Annotated in this window: 15 protein-coding genes; 11 read left to right on the top strand and 4 right to left on the bottom strand. The window is 56.8% G+C overall.

The window, feature by feature from the left end:
• The first annotated feature begins 155 nt into the window (after positions 1-155).
• The 4 genes from TW83_RS16710 to TW83_RS20840 all read left to right on the top strand — a co-directional run bounded on the left by TW83_RS16710 (position 156) and on the right by TW83_RS20840 (position 1797).
• A complete protein-coding gene (locus TW83_RS16710; protein ID WP_045983915.1) occupies positions 156-701 on the top strand; it encodes a hypothetical protein in 546 nt (181 codons plus the stop codon).
• Positions 702-874: 173 nt separating this feature from the next.
• Positions 875-1072 carry a hypothetical protein gene (locus TW83_RS20845; RefSeq protein ID WP_157001711.1) on the top strand — a complete coding sequence of 66 codons (198 nt, stop codon included), beginning with the start codon at positions 875-877 and terminating at the stop codon, positions 1070-1072.
• A 75-nt stretch (positions 1073-1147) separates the two neighbouring features.
• A complete protein-coding gene (locus tag TW83_RS16705; RefSeq protein WP_045983914.1) occupies positions 1148-1366 on the top strand; it encodes a hypothetical protein in 219 nt (72 codons plus the stop codon).
• 266 nt (positions 1367-1632) lie between these two features.
• Positions 1633-1797, top strand: coding sequence for a hypothetical protein (locus TW83_RS20840; protein WP_157001709.1), 165 nt, complete (start codon positions 1633-1635; stop codon positions 1795-1797).
• Positions 1798-1878: 81 nt separating this feature from the next.
• Here TW83_RS20840 and TW83_RS16700 read toward each other — a convergent pair whose 3' ends face one another.
• Positions 1879-2193 carry an H-NS histone family protein gene (locus TW83_RS16700; RefSeq protein WP_045983913.1) on the bottom strand — a complete coding sequence of 105 codons (315 nt, stop codon included), beginning with the start codon at positions 2191-2193 and terminating at the stop codon, positions 1879-1881.
• 270 nt (positions 2194-2463) lie between these two features.
• Between TW83_RS16700 and TW83_RS16695 the strand changes: the two genes are divergently transcribed.
• From TW83_RS16695 to TW83_RS16685, 3 genes are all read left to right on the top strand, one after another.
• A complete protein-coding gene (locus TW83_RS16695) occupies positions 2464-2757 on the top strand; it encodes an HU family DNA-binding protein (protein WP_045983912.1) in 294 nt (97 codons plus the stop codon).
• 406 nt (positions 2758-3163) lie between these two features.
• Positions 3164-3406 carry a BrnT family toxin gene (locus TW83_RS16690; RefSeq protein WP_239441413.1) on the top strand — a complete coding sequence of 81 codons (243 nt, stop codon included), beginning with the start codon at positions 3164-3166 and terminating at the stop codon, positions 3404-3406.
• Positions 3403-3693 (top strand): BrnA antitoxin family protein, encoded by a 291-nt coding sequence (locus tag TW83_RS16685; RefSeq protein WP_045983910.1) that lies wholly within the window; start codon positions 3403-3405, stop codon positions 3691-3693. The genes TW83_RS16690 and TW83_RS16685 overlap by 4 nt, the downstream gene beginning before the upstream one ends.
• A 438-nt stretch (positions 3694-4131) precedes the next feature.
• Here the strand turns inward: TW83_RS16685 and TW83_RS20835 are convergent, their stop codons facing one another.
• Positions 4132-4389, bottom strand: coding sequence for a hypothetical protein (locus tag TW83_RS20835; RefSeq protein WP_157001708.1), 258 nt, complete (start codon positions 4387-4389; stop codon positions 4132-4134).
• Between the two features lie 283 nt (positions 4390-4672).
• On the opposite strand from TW83_RS20835, the gene TW83_RS16680 reads away from it, so the two are divergent.
• From TW83_RS16680 to TW83_RS20115, 4 genes are all read left to right on the top strand, one after another.
• Complete coding sequence (locus TW83_RS16680) at positions 4673-4966, top strand: HU family DNA-binding protein (protein ID WP_045983909.1); 294 nt, start codon at positions 4673-4675, stop codon at positions 4964-4966.
• A gap of 618 nt (positions 4967-5584) precedes the next feature.
• Complete coding sequence (locus tag TW83_RS20120; RefSeq protein WP_084697657.1) at positions 5585-6127, top strand: helix-turn-helix domain-containing protein; 543 nt, start codon at positions 5585-5587, stop codon at positions 6125-6127.
• Between the two features lie 64 nt (positions 6128-6191).
• Positions 6192-6623, top strand: coding sequence for a hypothetical protein (locus TW83_RS20830; protein ID WP_157001706.1), 432 nt, complete (start codon positions 6192-6194; stop codon positions 6621-6623).
• Positions 6624-7080: 457 nt separating this feature from the next.
• Positions 7081-7305: an excalibur calcium-binding domain-containing protein gene (locus TW83_RS20115; protein WP_084697655.1), complete on the top strand. Its 225-nt coding sequence runs from the start codon at positions 7081-7083 to the stop codon at positions 7303-7305.
• A gap of 488 nt (positions 7306-7793) precedes the next feature.
• Here the strand turns inward: TW83_RS20115 and TW83_RS20110 are convergent, their stop codons facing one another.
• Both TW83_RS20110 and mobQ read right to left on the bottom strand, forming a co-directional pair.
• Positions 7794-8708 (bottom strand): glycosyltransferase, encoded by a 915-nt coding sequence (locus tag TW83_RS20110; RefSeq protein ID WP_084697653.1) that lies wholly within the window; start codon positions 8706-8708, stop codon positions 7794-7796.
• 154 nt (positions 8709-8862) lie between these two features.
• Positions 8863-9983 (bottom strand): MobQ family relaxase (mobQ, locus tag TW83_RS21910; protein WP_239441412.1); only part of this gene is annotated, 1121 nt, incomplete at its 5' end.

The raw sequence follows: 9983 nt of genomic DNA, 5'->3' as shown, positions 1-9983 counted from the left end.
ATCATCGTCGGCGCCATCGTGACCACGGAGGCGTTGAAGGATCCCAAGATCGCCAAGTGGATGGCGGCCACCCTGCGCAAGAACGCCACCCGCGAGGTCGATCAAAAGGAGATCGCCGGTCTCTTGGCCGAACTGGACGCGAAGGCGGGCACCGCATGAGCACTGCCGCCAAATCCCCTGCCGAACTGATTGCCAATTTGACCGACCAGGTGCGGCTCCTGCGCCAGGACGTGGGCAACCTCACCGCCACCGCGACCACCAAGGCCGAGGCGGCAAAGCTCATGGCCAGGATCGAAAAAGCGTCGGAAGAGGCATTCGTGCACGCTCAGGAGGTCATAGACGCCTCGGAGCATCTGGGCAGGCGGATGCACCAGGATAGCGCCAGCGCCGCTCAGGTGGCCGCTGAAAGGGCCATCAAGAGCCTGGAGCATGAGATCAGCGCCGCCGCCAACCACATGCGCCTGGAGAGCGTCAGGAGCAGCAAGGAGGCCCTGCATCGGTTTGGAGGGGGTCTTGCCGTCTTCGGAGGAATTGCGGCTCTGGGGGGCGTTCTTGGCATCGTGGCGCTGCTTCTCATCCAGGGACGCGGCGATGCACGGGAGTTCGGAAAGCATCCGGAGGTGTTCTGTACGTCAGCCGGGGGCGAGATCGCCACCAACAGCGATGGCAGACGCTTCTGCGGCATCTGGATCGATAGCTGAAGCAGACGAACTGATGAAGGTCGCCAGGGGGGTGTTGCAGTTGCAGGATCATCGAAACTTGCACAGGTGACGGGCACCGCTCTCAACTCAGCTCCGCCAAACGTCGAAAGCAAATTTGACAGCAAGACAGAGGCAGTGAGAGGATCAAAAGGTCACAGAACCGTGAGAGATGTATGACACTTGCCAAAAAAGGAACCAAACCCGTCCAATTGCCAAAATCTTCGTTGGTCTATAAAAAACACAAGCAGGCCGAGCAGGCCGAGCAGGCCGAGCAGGCCGAGCAGGCCGAGGCAGAGCGACGCAAGGCTGAAGAAATCGAGCGGATGATCGAGGCCAAGGTCAACATGGCATTGCGCCGATTGCTGCACTGAGAGCAAAGGGCCGCTCCGACTCTTTCGGTCGCAAGGACGGAAGAGTCGGAGCCAAATAATGGGCAGAAAGCGATCATGGCAGAAGTTATCGTGCTTAGGGACATTCACAGCAAAATGCACGTCTTCGAATGCCCGCCCTGGCGCGTGGTGAAGATGACGTCGACCTTTGATGGCACCAGCGTGGATCTGTCCAGTGGGGACGGGATCGCAACAGTTCGGGTCAGCGAGACACCGGAAGACCTCTCAATCCAGTTCACGGACGAAACGTTACCATTCCCGACGGGCCAAAATTAAAAGTCCCGTTTTTATCCTTTCGGGAACAGGAAATTGATCATGGCCCGCTCGGAACCACTGAAAGAATTTCTCCGCCCATCCGGATATGGAAAAACCGCCAAAGATGAGGTGTCCCTGGCGGTTACGGACTAGCTAACCTGGCTGATGATGCAGCCATCGCAAAGATGGATGCACCCGCCGTCATGTTTTTTAGGAACATGACGGCAACGATCAGGTTCACTCATATGACACAGATACCGCCACGCTTGGTCGAATTGGTCGACTAGATGAATGAAGCTCTGGATCGAGCACGCAAGAAGCGTGAGGGGCGCGAAGCATCCTTACAGGCGCAATCGCACTATCTGCCCATTCTGCCAGTGACCAAGATCAGACAGGACGAACTGCATACGGAGCTGGTGCGGGAGATTGAGGAAGATCTGAAACGATCTTAGGCCAATTCCAGCCTTTCTCTTTTCCGATGCAGAACAGTTGATATGGGCCAGTTGGCCACTGGCCCAAAACTCTATGCAGTTTCAGATTTTAAGGTCGTCCGGCTCGGTCCCGGCCTGAATGGCCTCCCGAAACCAAGTCGGCTGCCGGCCCCGTCCTGACCAAGTCTGCTCCGGATTGCTGGGATTGCGGTATTTGGGCGCGAGCGCGGCGCGTTTCGTGGTTTTGACGTCCGCCAACTCGGATAGAGAAAACCCGTATTCGCGGGCCTTTTCCTCAAGATCACGCTTGGCTTCCGCTTTGCGGCGATCATCATAATTGGCGATGGCCTTGTCGAGGTCCTTCTTGAGACGCTTCAGTTCGTCCAGGCTCATGGTATCAAAACTAAGATCAGGCATGGGTATCCTTGTTTTACAGGTATCCCTTTCCCTATAATTATTGGTTGTAAAGATAAAGAGAACAAATAGACTTGAGCGATTGGAATTTCCTGCTTCTTTTTCCTATCGGACATAATGTACAATTGCCTGATTAAAGCACAGTCCCAAACCGCCGGTAAACAAACGCTAGAAACAATAGCTGGATCTCAGTGGAGCGCTGACAGTTAGGACGGCGGGCCTCAGCATCGAAGATGGCCGTTCATGCACCGGTAAGGCGAAGGAAGAGGCCAGATGGTCCGCTCTGAATTGTTGGAGAAGCTGGTCCAAGCGCATCCGCATCTGCCCCGGCACGTGGTGGAATTGGCTCTCGAGGCCATCCTCAATGAGATCACCGCCCGTCTGGCGCAGGGCCACAGGGTCGAGTTGCGGAGATTCGGCAATTTCACCTGCAGAGTCCGAGAGGCCCGGATGGGTCGCAATCCTAGGACCGGTGAGCCGGTGTTCATGGAGACCAGGCAGATCCTGCATTTCAGAGCCGGCAGGCACATCTTGGATCGGCTCAACCGACCCACACTCCCCGGCTGATCCCTACATGCGCCTGAAGCCGTCAAAGGCCGTCAGCAGGCCCTCTACCGCTTCGGAGGGGGTCTGAGCCGTCTTCGGGGGAATTGCGGCTCTGGGGGCCGTTCTGGACATCGTGGCGATACACGGGAATTCAGGAAGTATCTGGGGCAAGCTAGCCACCGGAACCACGGACGTCGTTTCTCTGCCTTTGGGGTTGATCCCATGTCCTGGCCGATTGATCGAAGATCTCGAGGGGTCGTTGCAGTTGCAGGATATGGCCGATGTTAACCGAAATTGCATTTCGGCGTCCGGGCTGTGTTTTGGAACGTCCCTCCAGGACCATTTTTGATCCGCCGAGCGGGTCGGATGACCCCGCCGTATGTCTTGAACGCGCAGCAGGTTTGCGTATATACATAAACACATGTTGATGATCACCTGGGACGCGCCGAAGCGGCAAACCAACCTTGCCAAGCACGGTCTGGATTTTACCGATCTCGACGAGGCGTTTTTTCTGGCTTCGGTCGTGGTTCCGGCAAAGGCGGGCCGGCACATGGCGATCGGGCATCTCGCGGATGGCACCGTGGCGGTGGTCTTCGCGACCTTGGGCACCCAAGGGGTGTCGGTGATCTCGATGCGCCCCGCCAGCGCCAGGGAACGGAGCCTGCTATGAGCAAGACCCATCTGACCGAAGACCAGATCCAGCGGATGATCGCCAGCGATCCGGACGCTCCGGAGGCCACAGCGCCGCAACTCGCCCAGGCCCGGCCCTTCACAGAGGCGTTTCCGGCCCTGTCCGACGCCATGCGCCGGAACATGGGCGGACGACCCAAGGTCGAAAACCCCAAGGTTGCCGTCTCCCTGCGCCTCGATCAGGACGTGGTGGCCCGGTTCAAGTCCAGCGGTCCCGGCTGGCAGACCCGGATGAACCGCGCCCTGCGAGAGGCCGCCGGGCTCTGATTTCATCTGTTTCATTGCTTGCGAGCGGCAGGAAATGGCGCAGCACGAAGCGCGGTGCGTTATGGTATGTCATTTCGACAGTCTCTTCATGCCGCTGACATTCAGCAAGACTTCCGCCATGATTGGTCCGTGCGAGTTCAGGAAGCGGCGTCCAATTCCAGGCGGAGCGCTCTGTTCCCGTCCCCCTGTCCCGGCCCTGTAATCCTTTTGGAAAAATTCGGTCCGGGGCAGGCTGCGCCCTCAACGACAAAGGTAAAACTGGTATCTAAAGGCCCATGCAATTGTATTGTATAGAGTGAATGCACAAATATCTCCCTACCCGTAGCAAGGCTGCTTATCAGGCAAACACCTATGCAGTCTTAAAGTAGGTGGCACCTACTCATTGGCTCAGCAGGCGGCATTTTTCAAACTGCGATACGAGCGCGGCCAAACCTTCGTTCAGCATTTAATGTTTTTGATTTCCCATTTTGTTATCTGCATCCCCAAGGCAACAACATAGCGTGCAACGGGGCTATGCAGGTCTTGAGGGGGCACGGATGAATCCATCGCCGCATAAAGTGCAGTAGCGTCGGCGTATTCCGCTTCAGAGATGATCTCGGGTGGCACAAGACCAAAAAAATGCCTGAATGCCACCTCAAGCTGTTTTTTGGAAACAGCGGCAGTGACAGTTTTCAGCTGACCTTCATAATTATCCATTTGCCGGCTCTATTCTATATTAAAAATAAAGAGGACCTCAACCTACCTCATGATTGAGGTGATGTCTGCTCTTTTAAGAGTTTCATGCATTATATCGAAAGAGCTGCATAGCGAAGCTTCAGCAAGAATGAGGGCTATTAGGCTGAGAGACGGGATCACAATGGCGGCAATCAACGATATCGCTAAGTATGGATGAAATCATTCTTGGTCCTGGACACGACCCGCATGACCTCACAGAACTTGAGCGAGCCTGCTCATACTCTATCGCAAAAAAGGAAGATCCATGCTCCGCTCGCAATTGATTGAGAGGCTTGTTGAGACTCATCCGCATCTCCCTCGGTCCGTGGTGGAAGCGGCCCTCAACGCAATTCTGAACGAGATTACTGACAGTCTTGCGAAAGGGTCGAGGATCGAGATCCGGGGGTTCGGCAGTTTCTTCGGCAGGGCCCGACAGGCCAGGACAGGCCGCGATCCCAGAACTGGTGAGGCTGTCCCGGTCTTCGCCAAACGGGTTCCTCGGTTCAGGGCCTCAAATCTTCTTCTGGACCGGCTCAACCGCCCCACAACCCCTGGCTGACCCCTGCCTCCTCCTGCCTTCCGGCGCATAACACCTCATATCCGATGTTTCACCCGTTTAGGTTGTACATGATGCCGGAACGTTCGGGGTTCGGTCCAATGGGGGACATCCGCGCCAGGCGCCGTCTCACCCGCAGATCCCGCCGCTGCCATCAGCGCCAGGGTCGAAATCCAGACCTGTCTCAGAGGCACAGATTTGGCGCTCCCTGGGATAACCCTTTCCCCTTCTTGCCTGATCATCCCCATTCCCGCGGAATGCACGCTGAGGCGTCCCGCACCTGCCAAACGACACTTCAAAGTCGAAGCGCGCTGACAGGAAAAAACCGGGCCAGTCCGCGCCGGTCGGCGCTTGCTCCCCGGGGGCTGCTTCGCCCGACACGGCCCGTCCCGGTTCTTCCCTGTAGATCATTAGAAGGGGAAAAATTAAGTTATTGTTTTATAATGGTTTTTTTTGGGTACCTGCATCATCTAGATGATGCACCCCTGCATCATCTAGATGATGCAACCTGCCTCACTGACTTTCAAATTTTGAAAGCATCGTTGACTTTCTTTTATTGATCGCAGATTTTCATAATTTGAAAGCAGGGGAGGCATCCTGCATCAACAAATAGGTAGGGACATGTCGAAGCTGCCCGAGAAAAAGACACGAGGAACTTGGGTCCAGACAGAGCGAGCCGCTCACGAGGAATGGGCGCAACTGATCATCCGCGCCCCAAAAGCAGCCGCAGTCATGCATATCCTCACTGCCCGCATGGGCGACAATAATGCAGTGGTGATCTCACAGCGAGAGCTACAGACGGCAACTGGGATCTCACGCCCGACTGTCCAGCGTGCACTTGCGACCCTTCGCGACGAAAATTGGATTGAGGTTTGGCAGGTTGGCGAAAGCGGAACGGTAAATGCTTATGTAGTCAACGATCGTGTCGCTTGGCATGGCTCGCGGGACGGCATTCGCCGGAGCTTGTTTACGGCCACCGTTGCTGTTTCTGAGGCAGAGCAGAAGAACACAAGCCGGATTGGCGAAAGTACACCGCTTCACCGCGTCCCTTCAGTGTTTTCAGGTGAAATGCAACTACCCTCCGGTGAGGGATTGCCGCCCGTTTCACAGCCGTTTTTTGATGGGATGGAGCCTGATCTGCCTGCTATGCTAGTCGGGGAATAGACAGCTCCTATGTTTGCGTGCAAACATTTGCACAGCCTAACAATGCAAAGGAACGCAAAGGCTAATGCAATACAGCGCAAACCAAGCTGCGGAAGTAACTGGCAAGAACGTAGCGACCATCACACGAGCTATTAAGTCAGGGAAAATCTCAGCCACCAAGGATACCTCTGGGTCTTGGCAGATCGATGGGGCCGAACTTTCCCGCGTCTACCCTTTACACGCGCAAACCCTGCAAATCCCCACAATGCAAAAGAACGCAAATGCCGCGCAAAGGGATAATTTTACAGAAGCCAATGCCTTGCGCGAGGAACTTGCGGCCCTGCGTGAACGTGACAAACTGAAAGATACACTATTAGAGAACTACGTTGCCCAGATGGCCGATCTAAAAGAGGACCGGGATAAATGGCGACAGCAGGCCACCAACCTTCTCGCTAATCAGGAGGCAGAACCAGTTGCGCCGGCTTCTGTAAAGCGCCGCCGCTGGTGGCCGTTCTAGTACCTTGGAAAACACGCCTCACCCTATAGGCCGAGCCCTAGACCTGGCTACAAGGTAGAGGAACTAGGATGTGAACCCCCTCGAGACGCACGGTGTTGAGGGCCGCTCACCAGCCTTTGGGTTTCCGACTAGTACGCGTTTGCAGTTACAGCATGCCCCGCCTTTGGCAGGGCTTCTTGCTAACGCCCTGCGGTCACCCCGGCTCTGCGCGCGCGTCTCGATCTCCAGCCCAAACCCCGAACGTTCTGGCATTATGTACAACCCAAACGTGCAGAACATCCATCTGCGGACGGCACAATAGCTTTTCCTGATTCCAAAGATACAGAGGCATATTGGAAAGAAAGCTGTGCTTAGACCCTTTTGGGACCCTGGAACTGAGAGGGTAAAATTCACTCTAAGGTTGATTTTTTCTGACCTTATGGCTTAGCCGGGTGATCTTTTCCCCTGTGAGCCTGCCATGTGCCGTCCTATTCTGATCGGTCTGCTGCTTCTGCCCGTCCCCGCATTATCCCAGGAATGCCACCCAAGCTACGCGCGCGTCTGCGTGCCGGTGGCCAGCGATGTGGATTGCGCAAGCGGTAGCGGAAACGGTCCTGAATATGTGCAAGGCCCGGTCGAGGTCGTCGGTCCTGATGTCTATGATCTGGATCGAGACGGTGACGGGATCGCCTGTGAAAATTGAGCGTCTCTGAGACGCCATACAGGCGAGGTCGGAAACGGCTTGGGCAACCCCACCCTGCAAACAAAGAGCCATCGATCCTGACCGCAGGGAGGAGGAGAGCGGCAGGACCGATGGCCTTTGGAAGTTCATCACCAAACGCGCCGGAGGGAGGAGGAGACGCGCTTGGAAGGAGGAGTGAAGCACGTGGCAACGTGGCTTCAAGGTTCAGAGTGAGTGTTTTGTTGCAGCTTGTCACGGGTTTGCGCTGCAATGCAGCGTAAGTTTTTTGAGACGCCGTGATCGGCAGCGGAACTGCTTCCGGATTGTGCAAACCTGCCCGGGAGCGAGGCCTCCCGTTCAACCCTGAGCCTGCGCTCTTCCCCGTTGGGTGCTATGCGCCGCGCCAAGCAAGGGGTGGGAATCAGCGCAGGGTTGTGGATCGGGTGAGGCTGATGCGCACTACATCCCGCTCCTCTTTGAGGGTGGTTCTGACGTGGAGATGCGCTGCGTTACCCTGTCTTTGCAGCTTTTGTATTAGATAGTTTAGTGGCACTTCTTTGAGGCATAGGCGTTCTACGAACCTCTGAAGCCTTGCGCATTAGTGAAATTTGCAATGGCATTCCAGTGATCTCGAACGCTTTCTGCGAAAGAAACGGAAAATCTCTGTCGATATCTTCCATGATCTGTTCCGTATTTAAACGGATCATTCCGGCTTTCATAATTTTTTCGGCAGTGGCCTCTGTATCATTCAAGCCTGTATTTGTTACCAAAGCCTGATGCCCTTCTATTATGGAGTAAGGAAACCTTACTCCTAAAGCAAAATGCCCGAACGCATATATACTCTTATGGGGATGCCAGACAGCTGCGCCTGCGCCAAGAAAAGGCGTTTGCCAATCATATACGCCTTTTCCGCTTCCGCCAGAAACAGCATAAAGGAAGCTGCTTACGCTTATTGCGAACGGCAACGGTTCATCGAATTTTTCGGCATGATACCGAAGCATTTGAATGAATGTTCGGCACAAGCAGTCGTCGTCATCTAGGCGAAACTGGACAGTATCTCTGTATGTTAGACCAAGCTCGGTGTAGACTTTGGCTTGTGCTTCGATTGCATTGGATAGAGGAAAAAATCGAACAAGGACATTCGGCATATCCTTACATAAGCTCAGCAGCTTATCTCTGTATATTTTGGGCATCATTTCTGATGCTAAAACAATAAAGGTGTAGTCTTGGTCAGTCTGGGCACGAAGGCTTGCTAAGGTCAGATGTTCGAATGACTCTAGTCTTGCGTTCATCCGATCTTTTGCAAAAAGCAATTTAGCTTGCTCTCTGGCGACTGCTTCGACTTCTGCATCAGTCTTTCCGCGATAGGCATGCCAATCACCGCGGCCAAGCAACGAATAGCGGCAAATTCCTACGATACGCATCGCAATCCCCAATCTTGGTGAGTTCACTAACCATGACCTTGCAATGCAGCGTCTGCAAGGTTTTCGGCATGTTTAAAGAGGTAATTGCTGATTGCCGATGTGATGCGCGCGACCCTTTATCGCCTGCTATAAACTGCACAGGCGCAAAGAACGCCTACCAGCCGTGATCGTGGCCGTCGTCACGCTCATGGGCCCGGCGCTCCTGCTCCTGCACTCGTTCCCGCGCCTCCCGCTCGGCAGCCTCGCGCTGCGCCTCCAGCCGGCGCTCGACCTCCAGATCCCGCGCCAGCCCCTCAGCCGCGGCTGAGGCACCGGGCGCTGCGGCGGCGAAGAACTCCCCCCAGGCATCGGCGGGCGCAACCCGTTCCACTGCCTCACGCACCTGTTCCGCCGCCCGTTCCGCGACACGCTCCAGCCAGGCGCGACCCTTCTCGGCCAGCTCCTGCGCCACGCGGGCAACCTCGACGGCCTGCTCCTTGATCTCCCGCCAGACCTGCACGGCCGCGACCTCGATGCCGCGCTCCTTGAGCTGCCACGCCCCCGCGGAAAGCTGCGGCAGGGGCTGGCGGTCCAGCGAGACGGCCCGGACAGTCTCGCGCAGGGCCTCGGCCTCGTCGCCCCGCTCCCGGGCTTCTAGCGCGCGTGCCTCAGCCTCGACGCGCTGTGCCTCCAGCGTCCGGTGATCCACGCGGGTCTCGGCACCACAGCGCTCCAGGGCGTGGTTGGTGTCGCGGGCCCAGGCCTCCCGCCAGCCCTCCAGCAGCTCCTTGGCGTTCCAGTCCCGGTTCTTGGTGGTGAACCCCTCGGGACCGATCTCGCGAGTGGTCAGCAGGATATGGGCATGGTGGTTGCGCTCGTCGCCCTCACGCCCTGGGGCGTGCAGGGCGATATCCGCGACCATGCCCCGGTCCACGAACTCGCGCTGGCAGAAGTCGCGGACCAGCTGCAGCCGCTGCGGGGCGTCCAGCTCGCAGGGTAAGGCTACCCTGACCTCACGGGCGACCTGGCTGTTCTTGCGCGTCTCGGCCAGCTCCACCGCGTTCCACAGCGCCGCCCGGTCCTGCACCCAGCTCGGGGCATCCGCAGGTGCGATGGTCTCGACGTGATCGACCCCGCCGCGGGCGCGGTAGTCGAAGGCGAGCCCGGTGCGCTGATCCACGATCAGCTCGGCGCTGCGATACGCCGCCGCCGCCGTGGCGCTGCGCCCGGCGGAGCGGGAGATCATCGTGGCCCTGAGATGATAGATCGCCATATCCGCGCGCGCTCTTGCCTGGG

The sequence above is a fragment of the Paracoccus sp. S4493 genome, from assembly GCF_000967735.1.
Taxonomy (GTDB): Bacteria; Pseudomonadota; Alphaproteobacteria; order Rhodobacterales; family Rhodobacteraceae; genus Paracoccus; species Paracoccus marcusii.
This window is presented reverse-complemented; position numbering and strand designations above follow the sequence as displayed.

Bases quoted from the DNA above. Each gene is read 5' to 3' on its own strand.
- TW83_RS20110 (WP_084697653.1), bottom strand. From the start codon at position 8,708: ATGCGTATCGTAGGAATTTGCCGCTATTCGTTGCTTGGCCGCGGTGAT.
- TW83_RS16680 (WP_045983909.1), top strand. From the start codon at position 4,673: ATGCTCCGCTCGCAATTGATTGAGAGGCTTGTTGAGACTCATCCGCAT.
- TW83_RS20120 (WP_084697657.1), top strand. From the start codon at position 5,585: ATGTCGAAGCTGCCCGAGAAAAAGACACGAGGAACTTGGGTCCAGACA.
- TW83_RS20835 (WP_157001708.1), bottom strand. From the start codon at position 4,389: ATGGATAATTATGAAGGTCAGCTGAAAACTGTCACTGCCGCTGTTTCC.
- TW83_RS20840 (WP_157001709.1), top strand. From the start codon at position 1,633: ATGAATGAAGCTCTGGATCGAGCACGCAAGAAGCGTGAGGGGCGCGAA.
- TW83_RS16685 (WP_045983910.1), top strand. From the start codon at position 3,403: ATGAGCAAGACCCATCTGACCGAAGACCAGATCCAGCGGATGATCGCC.
- TW83_RS16700 (WP_045983913.1), bottom strand. From the start codon at position 2,193: ATGCCTGATCTTAGTTTTGATACCATGAGCCTGGACGAACTGAAGCGT.
- TW83_RS16710 (WP_045983915.1), top strand. From the start codon at position 156: ATGAGCACTGCCGCCAAATCCCCTGCCGAACTGATTGCCAATTTGACC.
- TW83_RS20115 (WP_084697655.1), top strand. From the start codon at position 7,081: ATGTGCCGTCCTATTCTGATCGGTCTGCTGCTTCTGCCCGTCCCCGCA.
- TW83_RS16705 (WP_045983914.1), top strand. From the start codon at position 1,148: ATGGCAGAAGTTATCGTGCTTAGGGACATTCACAGCAAAATGCACGTC.
- TW83_RS20830 (WP_157001706.1), top strand. From the start codon at position 6,192: ATGCAATACAGCGCAAACCAAGCTGCGGAAGTAACTGGCAAGAACGTA.
- TW83_RS20845 (WP_157001711.1), top strand. From the start codon at position 875: ATGACACTTGCCAAAAAAGGAACCAAACCCGTCCAATTGCCAAAATCT.
- TW83_RS16690 (WP_239441413.1), top strand. From the start codon at position 3,164: ATGATCACCTGGGACGCGCCGAAGCGGCAAACCAACCTTGCCAAGCAC.
- TW83_RS16695 (WP_045983912.1), top strand. From the start codon at position 2,464: ATGGTCCGCTCTGAATTGTTGGAGAAGCTGGTCCAAGCGCATCCGCAT.